Below are 19,535 nucleotides of genomic sequence, written 5' to 3'. Positions count from 1 at the left end.
GACACGCATATATATGAGTGCGAATCACAGTCTGCAAAAACTGCTCGATGAGCTGGGCCGTCTGCCGGGCATTGGTCCCAAGTCGGCCCAGCGCATCGCCTATTACCTGCTCGAGGCCGATGCCGAGGAGGCCCGCCGCCTGGCCGAGGCCATCCTGGAGGTTAAGCAGGAGGTCCACTTTTGCAGCCGTTGCTTTAACTACGCCACGGCCGACGAGTGCTCCATCTGCCAGGACCCGATGCGCGATACCACTCGCATTTGCGTGGTGGGCGAGCCGCGCGACGTTCAGGCAATCGAGCGCACGGGCAGCTACCATGGCCTCTACCATGTGCTGGGCGGCGTGATCAGCCCCATGGACAAGATCGGTCCCGAGCAGCTGCATATCCGCGAGCTGCTGGCGCGCCTGGGCCACGAGGATATCCATGAGGTCATTATCGCCACCAACCCCAATATCGAGGGCGAGACCACGGCGAGCTACCTTGCTCGCACCATCAAGCCACTGGGCGTCGAGGTGTCGCGTCTGGCGAGCGGCCTGCCCGTGGGTGGCGACCTGGAGTATGCCGACGAGCTCACGCTCGGCCGCGCTATCGAGGCCCGCCGCGCGATCTAGGCGGCGTCAGCTCCGCGGCATGTCCCGTCGGCCTGCCGCACGGGGCGCTCATAATTGGGCACGTGTTCATGCATTTGTTGTGCAACAAACCTGCTTTTCATCCGCTTATCGCGTGGATGGGTCCACTTGCACCTCGTATTTGCCCATTCGTTGCGCAACCTTTTTGGTTCGCTGATACACTCAAATGTGGATATGAAAGAATGCGCCGCTTTTAAGCGGCGTGTTTTTGTTGGAGGAGAACGCATGCGGCCCGGGGGCACTCAGACAAAGCATGGCGCCGCGGTGCGCATGCGGCGCCGGCTGGGCCTGGCGCCTCGGGCGTGTGTGCTGCTGTCCTGTTCGCTGGCGCTGGTCGTTGCCGGCGTTTCTGCCTACGGTTTGGCTGTGCCACCTATGGTGCAAGCGCGTACCGCGCGCGAGTTGCGCGTGGGGCACAAGGCCAAAAGCGATTTGGGCACCACAACCGGATACGCCTGGGCGAGCGTAGTCACGCACGTCGTGTTTGGTGTCGACGACGCGGGCAGCGCCGAGGCGTCGGACAACGAAATCACGCTTGCCAACGGCAAGACCATCGTGCTCACCAACACCAAGATCATCCATCACCTTTCCGATAACAGCGTTTCGACCGTCGTAAACAAGGCCGAGCAGCAAAAGGGTCAGGATACGCAGCAGTCGGGGAAACCTGGCGGCTCCGGTTCGTCTGGCTCCAGCTCCGATTCGTCGAACTCGAGCGGTGGCTCCGGTTCGGGCTCCGCCTCCGGCGGGTCTGGGGGCGACAGCTTGACGGGCGGCAACACCGGTGGCAATACAAGCTCCAGCGGCCTTTCGACCGCCGAGGAGGAAAGCATACACAGCTGGCTCGTGACCAAGTGCAATATGCTCGACGGCTATGTCTCTCGGGCAAATAGCGCGGTCTCGACCTATAACGCAACAGGCGATACCGGGCCGTGCGATAGCCTGGCCAACGATATGTTTGTCATCCGTGCCGAGTTTGGCCGGCAAACGTTTTCTCCCCACTCAAAGTGGTATCGGCAGTACGCCAACCTATGGGGCTGCTACACCAACCTGTGCCAATGGGTGGGGCATTACGGCGATGATGACATTGCGCTTAACAACTTCAACAATAGCCTGGCGGCGATCGCCCTATGACGAACGATCTCGCTTCTGCGGCAGCCCAGTCGCTCAACCGTGATCCCATGGTGGGCCTGCGCCTGGCGCGCGTCGACGGGTTTGAGCCGGCCGTCGCCCTGGGCACGGACGAGCTTCCCGCCTACCTTCGCCGTTTTACGATGCTATTTGCCGATGACGCCACCATGCGCCGTGGTGGTATCGGCCGTGTGACGCGTGCCGTCAACGCGCAGGGCGAGGCCGTGGCGCTCAAGCAGCTCATCTTGCCAACGCGCGACGAATTTGATGACGATGTCGCCCACGAGGCGCTGGTCACCAAGTTCAAGGCGGCGTTTCGCGAGGAATATGAATGCCATCGTGCCCTTTCGGGCCTTAAGGGCTTTCCCCGCTTGTACGGGTGGGGCGAGGTCGACGGCGTGCCCGCGATTGTCATGGAGTGGGTCGAGGGCGAGACGCTCGCTCGCCTGCGCCCACGCCTTGCCGTGGACGATGCCGGGCGTCTGTCGCCGCTCGTGGCGGCGCGCCTGGGTCGCGACCTGTTCGATCTGCTCTGCCGCATGAGCTTGGTGGGGGAGGGGTTCGTCCATCGCGACATCTCGCCGGCCAATATTATGGTGCGCACGGCGCGCCTGCCGCTCGACCGACAGCTTGCCGAAGGCACGTTCGATTTGTGCCTCATCGATTTTGGCTCGTCGCTGGCGCTCGAGCCCGCCTCTGCGGTGGCGGGAACCGGCGGCAGGGAGTCCTTTACAGAGCGCTACGCCACGTTGCGTCGCGCGACGGTTGCCTACGCTCCGCCCGAGATGCTCACCGACGATATTGCCGACCTGCGCGTTTTGCGCATGTCGCCGGCAATCGACGTGTATGCCGCGGCGAGCACGGTCTATGAGCTCATCGCCGGTGTCGCGCCGTACGAAGTAGCGCCGGGCACGTCGGGTACTTCGGGCTCGCGCAAAAAGACGCGCGATATCGCCAGCCCTTATCGTCTCAAGATGGATACGCTGCCCGATTATCCCGTCGGCGCCCACGCGCCCGGCTGCGACTTGACGCAACTGCTGCGACGCGAGCCCGATGTGGCACTTGCCGCGGCCGAACAGGCTCAGCAGCTGGGGCTCGATCCAAATTCCGAGGATCTGCGCGATGCGCTGGCGTTTGTCGACGCTCAGCTGTTCGATGTGGTGATGGCCTGCCTGTCGTGTAATCAGGGCGATCGTCCCGAGCCCGCCGCGGTGGAGGCGGCGCTTACGACGTTTTGCGACCACTACGCGCAAAACGTCGGTCGCTCGCTTCGCGGCGAGCCGCTCACGCCCTGTCCCATGGACGCGTCCGGCCGCGTGGTCCGTCGCGCTGCGATGATCGGCGCTGCGTCTGCCTGCGGCCTCGTATGGGCCGTTGTGGTGGTGTCGGCGGCACTGCTGGCGTCTGGTGCTCGTGCGACGGTTGCCGTGGGGTACATTTCGTGGTCCGGTACGCTGCCGGGTATCGTTGCCGCGCTCGCGCTGGCGCTGCCGGGCATGGCGGGTATTGCCGCCGGCGCCATGGCGCACGATCGTCGCACGGGGTTCCTGCATGGCGTACTGGCGCTTTCTGCCTGCGAGGTTCCGGTGCTGATTGCGGTTGCATGCACCGTGTTTTCCCAGCGCGCCGTAGCGAGCGGCTTTGTTGCCGCCTTAATTGCAACATACGCGCTCGTATGGTTTTTGCTGTCGATGGGTTTTGCCTTTGAGCTTCCCGTCGCGGCGCCGCGGCGCGCAAAAACCCAGACGGTGACGCCGCTTGCCGGTGGTGCCGCGGCGGTTCGCGCCTTTGTCGGGACGACCGAGACGTCGTCCGATACGAGTTCAACGACCAAGGAGGTCTAGGCCATGGCATCTCAAATCAAGCTCACCCCGTGCGGAGCCATGTTCGACATCTTTAAACGCGCAGCGCACCTGAGCCATATCGAGCTATGTGGCATGGTGCTTTCGAGCCGTCCGCTGGCCGATGGCCGCAGCCCCCAGAGCCGCGCCGCTGATCGCTCCTGGGTCTCGCGCTTTATCGTGCGCGCTCCGGTCGGCACGCTGCAGGAGCGCTATTTTGCCGATTACGGCACCTCGGCCGCGCGCATCATGTCGCATCTTGCCCTGCACCGCCGCAATCCCATGAATGCCACGGCGGTGATCAACATGGTGTGCGGCCCCGCCGGCGAGCCCATGGTGCGGGCGCTCGAGGAATGCCATCAGGATACGAGCCTCTACCGCAATGCGGTCGAGCGCCTGTCGCAGGCGGCGGAGCTTATGCCCGCCGAACGTGCCGAGGCCGTGCTGGTGCTGTTTGTAGCCGTCGGTTGCTCGGCAGATGTTCGATCCTCGGTGACCTATGCCATCGACTACGCTCATGCGACCTGCGGCGGCGCCACGTCGACGCCGCGCTCGCTGAGCACCTCGACGGTCACGGGCGATCACGAGGCGGCGCCTGCGCATCCGCTGGGCTTGCTTCGCGTGCAAAACGGCTACGTGGTGAGCGCTCCGCGCTGGATTCAGCCGAGTGAGCAGGGCGTGGAGATCGGTGCGCTGGCGACGGGGGAAGGCGATATCACCGATGTGGGCGATGACGTTTCGGCTCGCCATGCCCACGTGTGGTGCGATGGCCAAAATGTCTGGTACGTCGAGGACCTGTCGTCCACCAACGGAACCGTGGTGGTAAACGGCGCGACGAACGTCTGCACCCAGGTCGAGCCCGGCCGCTCCGCTCAGCTCAACCCCGGTGACGAGCTCAGGCTCGGCGAATCCACCACCTACGCCATCCTCCTCGGCGCTCTCTAACTCATCTCCTAAATAAGTTGCGGTGAAATAGGGACTGTTTAAGGCCGCGACCGGCAAAAACAGTCCCCATTTCACCGCAACTGCCGTGTGGTCGGCGATAGAGAAGCGAGGGTGGATTTCCGGACGCACGAGAGAGGTTTTTCGGACGCACAACACATGAGAGTGGATAATCTCCCACTTTTGGCCAAGATACAGGCAAAAAGTGGGAGATTATCCACTCTCGATGCAGGCTGCGACTTTTCCGTCCGAGGGGCCATCTCGTCCCTTGGCGGTCACCCGGGGTAAACCTTTACCGCCCACCTATATTTGCCGAAATATGGCTTGGCGGCGGGGTACAATAAACCCGCATGCGGATTTCCGTTGCGGGCGCTTCCCATCGCCGGGGCGTGCCCGGGAGCATCCGGCATGCGGCCTTTGCGGCGCTCGGCCATGTGCAAGACGGGTAGCTGGGCCTGTGGAGCGCATTAACCGCCCCGCGCCTCGGCATGCCTTCTCTCCATGCCATGTACCTGCTGCTCAGTCTGCCTGTCGGATGATTGGAAGCAACAGCGAAAATCCCATCACGCCAACATCCCGGCAATCGCCGGGGCCTGTATACCTATATGAGAGGAGAGGGGTATATGGCGCGTAAGTTTAAGTCTATGGACGGCAACGAGGCGGCCGCATATGTTTCGTATGCGTACACCGAGGTAGCGGGAATTTATCCCATTACGCCGTCCAGCCCGATGGCCGACCATGTCGACCAGTGGGCGGCCCAGGGTCGCAAGAACATCTTTGGCACCCCGGTCAAGGTCGTCGAGATGGAGTCCGAGGCAGGTGCAGCCGGTACCGTTCACGGTTCGCTGGGCGCCGGTGCTCTGACCACCACCTACACGGCTTCTCAGGGCCTGCTCCTGATGATCCCGAACATGTACAAGATCGCGGGCGAGCAGCTCCCGGGCGTCTTCCACGTCTCCGCGCGTTGCGTCGCTTCCCACGCCCTGAACATCTTTGGCGATCATTCCGACGTCATGGCCTGCCGCCAGACCGGTTTCGCCATGCTTGCCGAGGGCAACGTCCAGGAGGTCATGGACCTTTCGCCGGTTGCTCACCTTGCCGCCATCGAGGGCAAGACCCCGTTCCTTAACTTCTTCGATGGCTTCCGCACCAGCCACGAGATCCAGAAGGTCGCCATGTGGGACTACAAGGATCTGGCCGAGATGTGCGACATGGACGCCGTCCAGGCTTTCCGCGATCACGCGCTCAACCCTGAGCACCCGCATACCCGCGGCAGCCACGAGAACGGCGACATCTTCTTCCAGAACCGCGAGGCCTGCAACAAGGTCTACGACGAGCTTCCCGCCGTCGTCGAGGGCTACATGAAGAAGATCAACGAAAAGCTCGGCACCGATTACGGCCTGTTCAACTACTACGGCGCTCCCGATGCCGATCGTGTCGTCGTGTGCATGGGCTCCTTCTGCGACGTGCTCGAGGAAGTCATCGACTACCTCAACGCTCACGGCGAGAAGGTCGGCCTGGTCAAGGTTCGCCTGTTCCGTCCGTTCTCCATCAAGCACTTTGTCGACGTTCTCCCCGAGACCGTCAAAAAGATCGCCGTCATGGACCGCACCAAGGAGCCGGGTTCCATCGGCGAGCCGCTCTACCAGGACGTCGTCTCCGCTCTCTACGAGGCCGGCAAGACGGGCATCAAGGTCGTCGGCGGCCGTTACGGCCTGGGCAGCAAGGACACGCCTCCCGCGTCCGCGTTTGCTGTCTTCGAGGAGCTTAAGAAGGACGAGCCCAAGCGCGAGTTTACCATCGGCATTGTCGATGACGTGACCAACCTGAGCCTGCCTGAGGTCGAGGATGCGCCCAACACCGCAGCCCCCGGCACCATCGAGTGCAAGTTCTGGGGTCTGGGTGGCGACGGTACCGTCGGCGCCAACAAGAACTCGATCAAGATCATCGGCGACCACACCGACAAGTACGTTCAGGCCTACTTCCAGTACGACTCCAAGAAGACCGGCGGCGTCACCGTCTCGCACCTGCGCTTTGGTGATTCCCCGATTCGCTCGCCGTACTACGTGACCAAGGCCGACTTTGTCGCTTGCCACAACCCCAGCTACATTGTCAAGGGCTTCAAGATGGTCCGCGACGTCAAGCCGGGCGGCACCTTCCTGGTCAACTGCCAGTGGAGCGACGAGGAGTTCGCCGAGCACATGCCCGCCGTGGCCAAGCGCTACATCGCGAACAACAACGTCAACGTCTACCTGATCGACGCTATCGATCTGGCTGCCAAGGTCGGCATGGGCAAGCGCACCAACACGGTGCTCCAGTCCGCCTTCTTCGCGCTGGCCAAGGTCCTGCCCGCCGAGGACGCCCTGCAGTACATGAAGGATGCGGCTACCAAGTCCTACATGAAGAAGGGCCAGGCCATCGTCGACGCCAACCACAAGGCCATCGATGCCGGCGCTACCGCCTTCCGCAAGTTCGAGGTTCCGGCCGACTGGGCAACTGCCGAGGATGCCGCCCCCGTCGAGCTCTCCGAGGAGACCAAGTCCGCTATCGCCCAGCAGGTCAAGAACCTGCTCGAGCCCATCGATCGCATGGATGGCGACAGCCTGCCCGTTTCCGCCTTTGTCGATTGCGCTGACGGCCAGTTTGAGCTGGGCGCCTCCGCATACGAGAAGCGCGGTGTCGCCGTGGTCGTTCCTCACTGGGACGAGACCAAGTGCATCCAGTGCAACCAGTGCGCCTATGTGTGCCCGCATGCCACCATCCGTCCGTTCGCGATGACCGAGGACGAGGCTGCCGCCGCGCCCGAGGCTACCCGCACGCTCGACGCTATGGGCCCCAAGGCCAAGGGCATGAAGTTCACCATGGCCGTGTCCCCGCTCGACTGCATGGGCTGCACCAACTGCGTCAAGGTCTGCCCCAAGGGCGCCCTCGAGATGGTTCCCACCGAGCAGGAGATGGACCAGCAGCCCGTTTGGGACTACATGGTCGAGAACGTCTCCGAGAAGAAGGAGCTCATCGCGGCCAACGTCAAGGGCAGCCAGTTTAAGCAGCCTTACCTGGAGTTCTCCGGCTCCTGCGCCGGCTGCGCCGAGACCGCCTATGCACGTCTGGTGACCCAGGTCGCCGGCGACCGTATGTTCATCTCCAACGCCACCGGCTGCTCCTCCATTTGGGGCAACCCCGCTGCCACCGCTCCTTACTGCAAGGACAAGGACGGTCATGGTCCGGCGTGGAACAACTCCCTGTTCGAGGACAATGCCGAGCACGGTCTGGGCATGGCCGTTGGCTATGAGGCCGTTCAGAAGAAGCTGATCGCTGCTACGCAAGAGATCATCGCCGCTGACGGTCCGTCCGACGAGCTCAAGGCCGCCGGTCAGGCTTGGATCGACTCCGTCAACGACGCCGAGGCCTCCAAGACCGCTGCCGCCGCCTACGTTGCCGAGCTCGAGAAGTGCGGCTGCGATGCTTCCAAGGCGATCCTCGCCGACAAGGCCTACCTCACCAAGAAGTCCTTCTGGGTCTTCGGTGGCGACGGTTGGGCCTACGACATCGGCTTCGGTGGCCTGGACCACGTCCTGGCTTCCGGCCACAATATCAACGTCTTCGTCTTCGACACCGAGGTTTACTCCAACACCGGTGGTCAGGCCTCCAAGGCCTCGAACCTGGGCCAGGTCGCTCAGTTCGCCGCTGCCGGTAAGGTGACCAAGAAGAAGTCCCTGGCCGAAATTGCCATGAGCTACGGCTACGTCTATGTGGCGCAGGTCGCCATGGGCGCCAACCCGGCTCAGACCCTCAAGGCCATCCACGAGGCCGAGGCCTACGACGGCCCGTCCCTCATCATCGGCTACAGCCCCTGCGAGATGCACTCCATCAAGAAGGGCGGCATGCAGAACTGCCAGGCCGAGATGAAGAAGGCTGTCGAGTGCGGTTACTGGAACCTCTTCCGCTTCAACCCCGAGGCTGCTGCCGGCAAGAAGTTCTCGCTCGATTCCAAGGAGCCCGCGGGCGGTTATCAGGAGTTCCTGATGAACGAGGCCCGTTACGCTTCGCTGACGCGTTCCTTCCCCGAGCGCGCCGAGGAGCTCTTCAAGGAGAACGAGCAGGCCGCCATGGACCGCTACGCTCACCTGCTGAAGCTCAAGACGGTGTACAACGAGGCCTAGGTCTCCCACCGCAGGATCTGAGGGCTGACCTTCGCGGACGTCCTCGGACATGAAAGAACCCCCGCTGCGCACTACGTGCGGCGGGGGTTCTTTCGTCCTGTGGAATGTCCGCGAAGGTCAGCCCTCAGATCCTGCTACGACTACGTTCTCGGATTGTGTGGCTGAATGAAGGGCGTGGCTGAGGGGCCTTTTGTCCCTTTCGCTGTTTCGCGGCTTTGCCGCGAAACCTCGCGCCACTTTGGGGATGGATGGAGGTTTTGGCTGTTGCTGCCTTCTATCCCTGTGCTTTGGGGCTGGTTGCCTTTTTGGAGCTCATCTTTATTCCTTATGCTGAATGAAAAGCCCCATGTTTTTGCAGGGGTGCATACTCGTCTTATTAATGCATAGAATCTCGTATAGTGCGAGTAAGATATTACGCTGTCTGTTTTGTGTTTAGCAGAGATATAGTTTGCATAATCTGGTCGAATCCCTGCTCTATTAAAATAAAGTCGCACGTAAATGGCGTAGATATGCCTAAGCTGGGCTTCTTTACGCTGAGCGGGTAAAAATGACCGTTCACCGTTCAACTGTTTTCAAAATGAATAAAATAAGGGATAACAGGAATATAAACCTTAATAAACTCGTGTATCGCACGGACACGGGTTATTAATGGGTTGTAGGCCTTTTACAGAAAGGATTCCAGCAATGTCTAAGCCTCTTGGCAAGCCCGATCGTATTGTCGTCGCCCTTGGCGGCAACGCCCTCGGCAACAACCCCGTTGAGCAGATCGAGGCCGTGAGCAACACCGCTCACGCTCTTCTCGGCCTGATCGAGCAGGGTAACGAGATCATCATCACCCACGGCAACGGCCCGCAGGTCGGCATGATCCAGAACGCCTTCGCCGCTGCCCACGACGCCATCGGCACCCCCGAGATGCCGCTGCCCGAGTGCGGCGCCATGTCCCAGGGCTACATTGGTTATCACCTGCAGCAGGGCATCGGCCGCGAGATGCACAAGCGCTATAAGCGTTGGCACGCCGCCACCGTCGTCACCCAGATCGAGTGCGATCCGGACGACCCCGCGTTCAAGAACCCGACCAAGCCGATTGGCCCCTTCTATACCGAGGAGCAGGCCAAGGAGTTCATGGCCGAGGATCCCTCCAAGGTCTTCGTCGAGGATTCCGGCCGCGGCTGGCGTCGCGTCGTCGCTTCCCCCGATCCCAAGAAGATCGTCGAGGCTGACTCCATCCTCAACCTGCTCGACAACGAGTTCATCGTCATCGCCTGCGGTGGCGGCGGCATCCCCGTCGTCCGCGACTACGAGAACAAGGGCTGCTACAAGGGCGTTCCCGCCGTCATCGACAAGGACCTGGGCGGCGAGCTGCTGGCCGAGGACTGCGACGCCGACGTTCTGTTCCTGCTGACCGCCGTTGAGCATGTCGCCATCAACTTTGGCAAGCCCAACCAGGAGGAGCTCGAGGAGCTCACCGCCGACGAGGCCGAGCGCCTGGCCGACGAGGGCCAGTTCGGCAAGGGTTCCATGGAGCCCAAGGTCCGCGCCGCCATCAAGTTCGCCCGTTCCCGCAAGGGCCGCACCTGCATCATCGGCGCTCTGGACAAGGCCGCCGAGACCATGGCCGGCCTCTCCGGTACGCGCATCCACGAGTAGTCTCTACTCTGCTGCCTCTCTCGTGGGCGCCAGGCAAGGCGCCCACAAACTAGCCTCTCTTCATGAGCCCCGCAGTCCGCTCCGACTGCGGGGCTTTTGCTATTGAGGTAGCTGTTCATGAGAAGTAGCTGTTCATGAGAAGCATTGCAGACCGCGGAAACCCAGCACTTGGGGACGTTCCTTTCTGCCGGCATCTTGGGACAGTTCTTTTCGACAGTGCGAGCGGTCGTCTGCAAAGGCCGTCCCCAGTGGCCAGTCATTTAAGTCTGTCCCCAATGACTAGTAGTAGGCCCACATGGCTTCGATTTCGTTGAGGACTTCTACGACGCCCCAGCGGCGGGCGCTGCGGCTTTGCGAGTTGGGGTCGTAGACACAGATCTGGTCGGCGTCGTCAATCCCGTAGAGCACGATGTAATGACCAACGTTGGTAAACGTGCCGGGGCGCACGGCGGCGATTACGGGAGCACCCGAGCGCAAGGCCTGGGCCATCGAGTCTCGATCGTTGTAGAGCTGCGTCCCGTTAAGCCCCAGCTGCCATGCACCGCTCGTCATAAACGACCACTCGGTGGCACCGGTGGGCGCATAGTTGCCCGCCTCGGAAAGAGCGCACATATCGACCGGCGTCATATCGGTGTGGCCGGTCTTATAAATGTAGACCATGGTAAGACAGGTGGGGCCGCAGGCGTTTTGACGGATGGTACCGCCGGCGTAGGGCAGCTCCGACCATGCCGGATCTATCTGATAGATATGGGGCATGGTGCCGGCTTGCCACTGCGAGCGCGGGGTCGAAAACGCAAACGAGTAGCCGGGTGCAACCGGGGCCTTGAGCAGCTTGTCCTCGGCGGCGGGCTCCAGGCCGGCAGAGCCATGCGAGGCACACGACCCCAGATACACAAAGGCCAAACATACCATGATGGAGCACAGGACAAGACAGAGACGATGAATCCGCGGACTGACGGCCCTGACACGTCCCATCGGCCGTGGCTGCTTTGCGCTGCGTCCGCCGCGGGGCTTCGAAAAGAAACGGCTGATGTGATTGTCAGACTTTCGTCGATTGTTTTTCTGCCGCCGAGGCACTTCGGCCCGGCGTTGACGGGTGCCCGAGTATGGGCGATCAGCCTGACGCGCGTTGGCATTCTGCGGCATAGACGACGAGGGGCGATCCTGCGGACGCTGCGGGTTCTGCGGCTCGTCGCTGTCAGAAACACTCCTGAATGTTGGCGTGGTACGCCCGGCAAGGCGAACGTTTCGCTGTCGTTCGCCGTCGTTGTATCCGTATGCCATCTGTACCGCCTCGTCTCACGTATAACCCGTCCATCCTACAAAAAAGACGTGCAGCAAATGAGTGCGTGCGACAAAAGCTCGGTAAACGGCACGAACGGGAGCGAGCCTGTCGCCATAAAGTGGCACCCTCCGCGAGCGATCGAATCGCGTCATCAAAACGGGCACTCGCAACGAGTGGCGCCCCTCGCCGTTCGTCCCAAAAACGGTGCCGTTCGTTGTACAGTTCTGCCTTCGGTCGAGCTACAAGCGGCGCTGCTGTGCCAAGGCCGTATCTTAAAGCCACGAAATAAAAGCGCGCGGCAAAACGGACCGCGCAAGGGGTGACGCCAAGGGGCGTCAAATAGGAAAGGAGGGGAACAATGGCGGACAAGAACGCAGAAGTTGCAGTCGAGGGTGACGGCGGCATGAAGAAAACGCTTTCGCTCTGGAACTTCTTCACCATCGGTTTCGGTGCCATCATCGGTACCGGTTGGGTTCTGCAGGTCGGCGACTGGATGGTCGTGGGCGGCGGTCCCGTTCCCGCTATGATCGCATTCCTCTTGGGTGCAATCTTCCTCGTGCCCGTCGGGGCTGTTTTCGGTGAGCTCACGGCTGCTATCCCCATCTCGGGCGGCATCGTCGAGTATGTCGATCGTAGCTTTGGCCGTACGCTGAGCTACATCACCGGTTGGCTCCTGGCCCTGGGCAACGGAATCCTGTGCCCGTGGGAGGCCATCGCCATCTCGACCCTCGTGTCCGAGATGTTCGGTAGCCTGCCCGGTCTTGAGTGGCTGCGCGCCGTCAAGCTCTACACCATCCTAGGCGCCGACGTTTACCTGTTCCCGACGCTGATCGCGCTCGGCTTTGCGGTCTACGTCATCTTCCTCAACTTCCGCGGTGCCAGCTCGGCCGCCAAGCTCCAGGCCTTCCTGACCAAGGCTCTGCTCTGCGGCATGCTGCTCGCCATGGGCGTCTCGCTGTTCACCGGCTCGCCGGACAACGCCATGCCCGTATTCTCCCAGGTCAGCGGCGCTGGCGGCGGCAAGGCCGCTACCGAAAGCACCAGCCTGTTCGCCGGTATCGTGTCGGTCCTGGTTCTAACTCCGTTCTTCTACGCCGGTTTCGACACCATTCCTCAGCAGGCTGAGGAAGCAGCCGAGGGCCTCAACTGGAACAAGTTCGGCAAGATCATCTCCTTGGCCCTGCTGGCCGCCGGCGGCTTCTACATGGTCTGCATCTACTCGTTCGGCACCATCCTCGACTGGCATGAGTTTGTTAAGAGCCCGGTTCCCGCGCTTGCCTGCCTCAAGGGCATCAACATGCTCCTGTACCTGGCCATGCTCGTCATCGCCACGCTTGGACCCATGGGCCCGATGAACTCCTTCTATGGCGCCACGAGCCGCATCATGCTCGCCATGGGTCGCAAGGGCCAGCTGCCTGAGAAGTTCGCCGAGGTCGACCCCAAGTCCGGCGCTCCCAAGCTTGCCTGCGTCGTTCTGGGCGTTATCACTGTCATCGGTCCGTTTTTGGGCAAGAACATGCTCATTCCTCTGACCAACGTGTCGGCTCTCGCCTTCATCTTCTCCTGCGGCATGGTCGCCCTCGCCTGCCTGCGCATGCGCTTCACCGAGCCCGATCTGCCACGTCCCTACGAGGTGCCCGGCGGCAAGTTTGGCATCGGCCTCGCTATCGCTGCCTGCGCCATCATCATCGGCCTGCTCGTGATTCCGTTCTCTCCCGCCTCCCTCAACATGGTGGAGTGGAGCATCGTGATCGGCTGGTTGGCTATCGGCCTGGCCCTCATGGCTTTCACCAATTCCCGCAAAAAGTAACGCCTAGCCGGGGCGGATCGGGTGCGCGGAATCCTCTCTCCCGCGCACCGAACCCGGCACCACTTGGGTAGCTTTGTGAGGCCTTAACCCAACATGGCCTCGCCCACTATATGGATCCATAAGGAGGAACCATGTCCACTAAGTATGCAATCGTTGGCGGCAAGCTCATCGACGGCACCGGCGCCGAGCCGGTCGAGAACTCCCTCGTTCTCGTCGACGACAGCGGCAAGATCGAGTACGCCGGTGCTATGCAGGACCTTCCCGAGGGCGTTGAGGTTATCGACGCCGCCGGCAAGACCGTCCTTCCCGGCCTGATCGACACCCACCTGCACTTCTCGGGCAACCTGACCGACGATGACACCGATTGGGTCATGCAGCCGCTCCTCGAGAAGCAGGCCGTCGCCGTCAAGCAGGCCTACGACTGCCTCACCCACGGCCTCACCACCGTCTGCGAGATCGGCCGCTTTGGTATCCAGATCCGTGACTGCATCGACAAGGGCGTCTTTAAGGGCCCGCGCGTTCTGGCCACCGGCCTCGGCTTCTGCCGCGTTGCCGGCCACGGTGACTCCCACCACTGCACCCAGGAGCTCAACAAGGAATCCCACCCCTGGGGCGACCAGGTCGATGGTCCTTGGGATCTGCGCAAGGCCGTCCGTCGTCGCCTGCGCGAGAACCCCGATGCCATCAAGATCTGGGCTACCGGTGGCGGCATCTGGCGCTGGGATTCCGGTCGCGACCAGCACTATTGCTCCGAGGAGATCCAGGCCGTGGTCGAAGAGGCAAAGATGGTCGGTATCCCCGTGTGGAGCCACTGCTACAACAACCACGCCGCTGCCTACGATTCCGTCCGCTTTGGCTGCGAGCAGCTGATTCACGGTTTCGATATCGATGAGCGCACCATGGACCTCATGGCCGAGCAGGGCACCTTCTTCACCCCGACAATCGCCTTCCTGCCCACCTGGTACGCCACCTATCCGCCCGTCTACGTCCCCGAGCTGCACGACAAGTACGAGGGCACCCTGGTCGAGAAGGAGCTGCAGCGCAACTACGACTGCCTGCGCGAGGCCAAGAAGCGCGGCGTCGTCATGACGATCGGCTCCGACTCCTTCTCCTTCGTCACCCCGTACGGCACCTGCTCCATCGAGGAGATGTACGAGTTCGTCGACAAGATCGGCTTCACCCCGGTCGAGACCATCACCTGTGCCACCCTCAACGGTGCCAAGATGTGCCACATCGAGGACGAGACCGGTTCCATCGAGGCCGGCAAGTGCGCCGACCTGCTGGTCGTCAACGGTGACGTCGCCGCCGACATCCACGTGCTCAACACCGACAACATGGACGTCATCATGAAGGATGGCTGGATCGTCGAGGCTGGCACCTTTGGCGAGGCCAACAAATACAGCGCCTAAGATACCGTTTGTCGATGGCTGGATGCAAAACACAGTTTTTGATTGCATAATGCAATGGAGAGGGTCGCTTGCGGCCCTCTTTATTGCTATGGGTGCGGTAGATAAAAGGGGATGACGGTGGATTTAAACAGGCTGATTCTGGGTAAGAGCTACAACTCTACCAAGGTCTTTCGTACGGCCCAGCATGTGGTCCAGGCCATCCTGCTCGGTATTGTCGTTCCGGCGCTTATCCTGCTGCTTATCTGGGATTTAACCGATAATCCCAATCCCGTTCCGGGCGTTGTCGTTATTGCCGGCCTGGTCATGCTGTGCTTCTTCTTCTCGTATGTCTTTGTGGTCCCCGATGACCTCACATCGAGCGCAACCGACCGTACGCTCGCTATCGCATCAAAAATATTCGCCTACACGTCGCGCGGCCTTACGCCCGAAGCGGCCCTGGGCGCCTCCAAAATCATCCTGTCCGAGACCATCGCCTCTGCCATCTGCTTTACCGACGGCAAGCAGGTGCTGGCAAGCTGGGGCGAGGACTCGGCAAAGTGCCCTGCCGGCACCCCGGTGGTGCTCAAGACCACGCTCAACGTGATTGAGACGGGCGAGCAGAGCGTGTTTTCGCGTGACGCCTCCAATGAGACGGGCGGCTATTTTCCCCGCCTGCGCGCCGGCATTGTCGCGCCGCTTACCGTGCGCGGGCATTGCGTGGGCACACTCGAGCTGTATTACCCCCGCCTGAGCAGCATCGATATGCGCCAGACGGCCCTTGCCTCGGGCTTTGCCGATCTCATCTCCACGCAGCTCGCTAGCTTTGAGCTCGAGCGCCAGGACGAGCTCACGGCCCGCGTTGAGCTTCGCGCCCTGCAGTCGCAGGTCGACCCGCATTTTCTATTCAATACCATTAGCACGATCGTGTCGCTCGTTCGAACCGAGCCCGACAAGGCGCGATCGCTGCTGATCGACTTTTCCAACTACTATCGTCAGACGCTTTCTGACTCCGATACGCTCACCACGCTCGAGCACGAGGTGGAACAGGGTACTCGTTATATCAATCTTATGCAGGCCCGGTACGGCGACGGCCGTCTGCGCGTTTCGGTCGACATCGACTTTGAGGTGCGCGACAGCCTAGTGCCGCCATTTATCTTGCAGCCGCTGCTCGAAAACTGCATCAAGCATGCGCAGCGCGAGACCGAGCCGCTTTCTATTCGTGTTAGGGCTTTTGAGACCGATGATGGCTTGGAGATCATCGTCGAAGACGACGGCATCGGGATGAGCGAAGAAGTCTGCGCGCATCTGTTTGAGCAGCATCGCCGAGAGGAGCCCGAGAGCATTACCGCCGACGGCTCCATCAAGCGAGGTTGCGGCCTGGCGCTCTTCAACGTGCTTCAGCGCATTCATTTCTTTTACGGAGAAGATTCTGGCATGCGCGTGAAGTCCCAGGAGGGCGTGGGAACACAGGTCATCGTAGAGTTGAACGGCGAGCCGCATGAGCCGGCGCCGCTAACGGTGTAGCACGCGGTTGGATTGAGAGAAAAAGAGGGGAAGCGCATATGTCCGAAGGCTGGAACATCTTGGTGGTTGATGACGAGCCTCCCATTAGGGCTGAGCTACGCTATCTGTTGGAAAAGGATACGCGTGTAGGTCAGATTGCCGAGGCGGGCAATGTCACCGAAGCCGTGGAGTCGATTCTGTCGAACAAGCCCGACGTGCTGTTTTTAGACATTACCATGCCCGGTCGCTCGGGAATTGAGCTTGCCGAGACGCTGCAGAACCTAAAGACGCCGCCGATCGTGGTGTTTGTGACGGCATTTGCCGAGTATGCGGCTGATGCCTATAACCTCGATGCTGTCGATTACATCGTCAAACCGGTCGAGGATGCCCGCTTGTCAAAGGCACTCGACAAGATCGAGACTGCCCTGGGTGCTCGCCGTGTCGTCCACACTCCGCGCCAGCCTTTGCGCCTGACGGTGGACCGCGGGGGTAAAAAGGTGTTCATTCCCGTGGCGGATGTCTGCTACTTTGAGGCGCGCGCCGATTTTTGCAACGCCGTCTGCGCCGAGGGAACATACCTGATCAATGAGTCGATTTCCTCGCTCGAGCGGCGCCTGGCCTCCGAGGGCTTTATCCGTGTCCACCGCAGTTATCTGGTCAATTTGGAAGACGTGCACAATGTCGAGATCGGCTCCACGGGTCTTATGGAGCTCAGGCTCGATCACGTAACCTCGACGGTGCCTGTGTCCCGTCGTCGCGCTGCCGAGGTTAAGGCACACTTGGGGCTTGCGTAGGCGGTCTACAGACCGTCGTTTACCACCGCAGGTTTGGCATGACCGTGCGGTGGGCATAATGGGTGACATCGAATGAAATCGAAAGGATCATTATGCCCGCGCTCATTACGCATCATCTGTTTGGCGAGGAAAACATCGACCGTCTTCCGCAGGGCGTTATTACGTCCGACGAGGAGCGCATCGCCTTTATCCTGGGAAACCAAGGTCCCGACCCGTTTTTCTTCCACATGCTCACGCCGCGCATTTCCGACTGTATGTCGCTTGCTCAGGTCATGCACCGCTCGCGCATGTCGCGCCAATTCTCGTGCCTGCGCGACGGCGTGTCGCACCTGCAGCCGCGCGATGCCAATCTGGGTCGCGCCTTTGCGCTGGGCCTGCTGTCGCACTATGTGCTCGACCGCAATGCCCACCCCTTTGTCTACGAGCAGCAGTTTAGCATTGTAGATTCCGATCCCGAGCTCGAGGCCTCGGGCAGCCAAGTACACGCCGTGCTCGAAAGCGATCTGGACGTGCTGATGCTGCAGCTCAAGCGCGACGGGGCCACGGTCGAGGACTATCCGCCGGCGGGCGAGATCGTCACCACCGACCGCATCAATCGCGTGGCCGGCGTGCTGATGAGCTACGTCGCCGGGCGCGTGTACGGTATCGACATCCCGGCGGGGGAGTACGCCGGCGCCGTCTCGGACATGCAGATGCTCTATCGCACCATTGAGCCTGCCGGCTCGGTAAAGACGCGCGCGATTGCCCTGGTCGAGGGCTTGGTGCACGACTACTCGCTGCTCGACGGCCTTGCCCATCGCGTGACGACGGAGCTGCCCGAGCGCACCGGTAACCTGGGCCACCTGACATGGAAGAACCCCTTTACCGATGAGGTCTCGACCGAGAGCTTCCCCGAGGTCTTTGAGCGCGCGCTGGTCGATTACGAGCTCACCGTCGCCCGCTTTATCGAGACCGGCGACATGGAGGCCGTGACCGGTCATATCAACTACAGCGGCCGCGTACTCGACGCCGACGAGGAGTTCGACCGCGAGGAGTAGGGTCCGTGCGCGCCCCTTTGCCGAATCCTTACCGGTGCCTCTGTGCAATTGGGGTACGATGAACTAACTGCATATTGGGCGAATACGAAAGGGCCCTGTCCATGAAATACACCAAGCTCGAGCGTAACTGGGTTATGTACGATGTGGGCAATTCGGCCCTCGTGTTGCTCAATACCTCGGTGGTGCCCATCTACTTTAACGCCATCAATACCGGTGCTTCCTCGGCAGACCTGGTGGTCGCTTGGGGCAACGCGCAGACGATCGCCTCGCTGGTCATTGCCATGCTCATGCCCATTCTGGGCGCGCTTGCCGATTACGCCGGCAACAAGATCAAGTTCTTCTTGGGTTTCTTCCTCACGGGCCTGGTTCTTTGCCTGGCGCAGGCTATCCCAATGTCCGCCATGGCATTTTTGACCGTGTACGTGCTGTGCACCATCGGCCTTAACTCTTCTATGACGTTCTACGACGCCATGCTGCCCGACATTACCACCGACGAGCGCATGGACGCCGTGTCCAGCTCGGGCTATGCCTGGGGCTACATCGGTTCCACCGTGCCGTTCATCATCTGCCTGGCGCTCATCATGGGTGGCCCCGCTCTTGGTGTCCCCACCATGCTGGCAACGCGTCTGTCGTTTATCATCACTGGTGCCTGGTGGCTCATCTTTACTCTGCCGCTCATTCGCACCTATAAGCAAAAGTACGGTCGCGAGCGCGGTCCCGAGGACACCATCGGCCACATCGTGGGCGGTGTGTTCTCCGAGGTCGGACACACCATGCGCGAGATCGCCCACAACAAGACCGTGCTGGTCTACATGGTCGCGTTCTTCTTCTATATCGATGGTGTCCACACGGTCATTTCCATGGCCACCAGTTACGGCTCAGCTTTGGGTATCGATTCGACGCAGCTTGTCCTGGCGCTGCTCGTTACGCAGTTTGTGGCTTTTCCGTCTGCCATCATCTACGGCAAGCTCGCCGGACGCGTGGGCACGCTCAACATGATCCTGGTGGCCGTTGCCGCCTACATGGGCATTGTGCTGTTCGCCGCGTTCTTCCTAAAGACCGCCTTTGAGTTCTGGGTGCTTGCCATTATGGTCGGCCTGTTCCAGGGCGGCGTGCAGGCGCTCAGCCGTAGCTACTTTGGCCGCATTATCCCCAAGGAAAAGTCCAACGAGTACTACGGCTTCTTTGACATCTTTGGTCGTTATGCAAGCGTTATGGGCACCTTCCTGGTGTCGATCGTCACCTCGCTGACCGGCAACCCGTCGCTGGGCGTCCTTTCCATTGGCGTGCTGCTGATCGTTGGCTTTATGCTGCTGGTCCGCCTGTCCCGCATGACTCGGGCGGCGGAGCATGCCGCATAGGAGCGAGC

The 19,535-nt window shown here is 61.3% G+C and carries 13 protein-coding genes; 12 read left to right on the top strand and 1 reads right to left on the bottom strand.

From position 1 onward, the window contains the following. Positions 1-13 precede the first annotated feature (13 nt). From recR to arcC, 6 genes are all read left to right on the top strand, one after another. The gene (recR, locus tag AAAT03_RS03585) at positions 14-610 is read left to right on the top strand and encodes a recombination mediator RecR (protein WP_006235173.1); all 597 of its coding nucleotides are present in this window, start codon (positions 14-16) and stop codon (positions 608-610) included. Positions 611-853: 243 nt separating this feature from the next. Beyond that, positions 854-1,759 carry a hypothetical protein gene (locus AAAT03_RS03580; RefSeq protein WP_349102606.1) on the top strand — a complete coding sequence of 302 codons (906 nt, stop codon included), beginning with the start codon at positions 854-856 and terminating at the stop codon, positions 1,757-1,759. Beyond that, complete coding sequence (locus tag AAAT03_RS03575; protein ID WP_349102605.1) at positions 1,756-3,600, top strand: hypothetical protein; 1,845 nt, start codon at positions 1,756-1,758, stop codon at positions 3,598-3,600. Before AAAT03_RS03580 ends, AAAT03_RS03575 begins: the two co-directional genes overlap by 4 nt. A gap of 3 nt (positions 3,601-3,603) precedes the next feature. Next, positions 3,604-4,542 carry an FHA domain-containing protein gene (locus AAAT03_RS03570; protein WP_349102604.1) on the top strand — a complete coding sequence of 313 codons (939 nt, stop codon included), beginning with the start codon at positions 3,604-3,606 and terminating at the stop codon, positions 4,540-4,542. Between the two features lie 620 nt (positions 4,543-5,162). Continuing rightward, positions 5,163-8,702 (top strand): pyruvate:ferredoxin (flavodoxin) oxidoreductase, encoded by a 3,540-nt coding sequence (gene nifJ / locus AAAT03_RS03565; RefSeq protein WP_349102603.1) that lies wholly within the window; start codon positions 5,163-5,165, stop codon positions 8,700-8,702. Between the two features lie 684 nt (positions 8,703-9,386). Then, positions 9,387-10,349 (top strand): carbamate kinase, encoded by a 963-nt coding sequence (gene arcC, locus AAAT03_RS03560; protein ID WP_260700059.1) that lies wholly within the window; start codon positions 9,387-9,389, stop codon positions 10,347-10,349. Positions 10,350-10,628: 279 nt separating this feature from the next. Here the strand turns inward: arcC and AAAT03_RS03555 are convergent, their stop codons facing one another. Then, positions 10,629-11,243, bottom strand: a complete 615-nt coding sequence (locus tag AAAT03_RS03555) for a C39 family peptidase (protein ID WP_349102619.1) — start codon at positions 11,241-11,243, stop codon at positions 10,629-10,631. A gap of 749 nt (positions 11,244-11,992) precedes the next feature. Between AAAT03_RS03555 and AAAT03_RS03550 the strand changes: the two genes are divergently transcribed. From AAAT03_RS03550 to AAAT03_RS03525, 6 genes are all read left to right on the top strand, one after another. Continuing rightward, positions 11,993-13,444, top strand: coding sequence for an APC family permease (locus AAAT03_RS03550; protein WP_349102602.1), 1,452 nt, complete (start codon positions 11,993-11,995; stop codon positions 13,442-13,444). Positions 13,445-13,575: 131 nt separating this feature from the next. Beyond that, positions 13,576-14,853 carry an amidohydrolase family protein gene (locus tag AAAT03_RS03545; protein ID WP_117584177.1) on the top strand — a complete coding sequence of 426 codons (1,278 nt, stop codon included), beginning with the start codon at positions 13,576-13,578 and terminating at the stop codon, positions 14,851-14,853. A 117-nt stretch (positions 14,854-14,970) separates the two neighbouring features. Beyond that, positions 14,971-16,356 (top strand): histidine kinase, encoded by a 1,386-nt coding sequence (locus AAAT03_RS03540; protein WP_349102601.1) that lies wholly within the window; start codon positions 14,971-14,973, stop codon positions 16,354-16,356. Positions 16,357-16,394: 38 nt separating this feature from the next. Beyond that, positions 16,395-17,129: a response regulator gene (locus AAAT03_RS03535; RefSeq protein ID WP_349102600.1), complete on the top strand. Its 735-nt coding sequence runs from the start codon at positions 16,395-16,397 to the stop codon at positions 17,127-17,129. 92 nt (positions 17,130-17,221) lie between these two features. Beyond that, a complete protein-coding gene (locus AAAT03_RS03530) occupies positions 17,222-18,166 on the top strand; it encodes a zinc dependent phospholipase C family protein (RefSeq protein WP_349102599.1) in 945 nt (314 codons plus the stop codon). 101 nt (positions 18,167-18,267) lie between these two features. Further along, the gene (locus AAAT03_RS03525) at positions 18,268-19,527 is read left to right on the top strand and encodes an MFS transporter (protein WP_022093926.1); all 1,260 of its coding nucleotides are present in this window, start codon (positions 18,268-18,270) and stop codon (positions 19,525-19,527) included. The last annotated feature ends 8 nt before the right edge of the window (positions 19,528-19,535 follow it).

Origin of the sequence: Collinsella sp. CLA-AA-H167, from assembly GCF_040095305.1 — a bacterium.
In the GTDB taxonomy this organism is placed as follows: domain Bacteria; phylum Actinomycetota; class Coriobacteriia; order Coriobacteriales; family Coriobacteriaceae; genus Collinsella.
Note: the sequence above shows the minus strand (reverse complement) of the source record. Positions and strands in the feature narration are given on the sequence as shown.

Bases quoted from the DNA above. Each gene is read 5' to 3' on its own strand.
- AAAT03_RS03530 (WP_349102599.1), top strand. From the start codon at position 17,222: ATGCCCGCGCTCATTACGCATCATCTGTTTGGCGAGGAAAACATCGAC.
- AAAT03_RS03580 (WP_349102606.1), top strand. From the start codon at position 854: ATGCGGCCCGGGGGCACTCAGACAAAGCATGGCGCCGCGGTGCGCATG.
- AAAT03_RS03535 (WP_349102600.1), top strand. From the start codon at position 16,395: ATGTCCGAAGGCTGGAACATCTTGGTGGTTGATGACGAGCCTCCCATT.
- arcC (WP_260700059.1), top strand. From the start codon at position 9,387: ATGTCTAAGCCTCTTGGCAAGCCCGATCGTATTGTCGTCGCCCTTGGC.
- AAAT03_RS03525 (WP_022093926.1), top strand. From the start codon at position 18,268: ATGAAATACACCAAGCTCGAGCGTAACTGGGTTATGTACGATGTGGGC.
- AAAT03_RS03570 (WP_349102604.1), top strand. From the start codon at position 3,604: ATGGCATCTCAAATCAAGCTCACCCCGTGCGGAGCCATGTTCGACATC.
- nifJ (WP_349102603.1), top strand. From the start codon at position 5,163: ATGGCGCGTAAGTTTAAGTCTATGGACGGCAACGAGGCGGCCGCATAT.
- AAAT03_RS03550 (WP_349102602.1), top strand. From the start codon at position 11,993: ATGGCGGACAAGAACGCAGAAGTTGCAGTCGAGGGTGACGGCGGCATG.
- AAAT03_RS03575 (WP_349102605.1), top strand. From the start codon at position 1,756: ATGACGAACGATCTCGCTTCTGCGGCAGCCCAGTCGCTCAACCGTGAT.
- recR (WP_006235173.1), top strand. From the start codon at position 14: ATGAGTGCGAATCACAGTCTGCAAAAACTGCTCGATGAGCTGGGCCGT.
- AAAT03_RS03545 (WP_117584177.1), top strand. From the start codon at position 13,576: ATGTCCACTAAGTATGCAATCGTTGGCGGCAAGCTCATCGACGGCACC.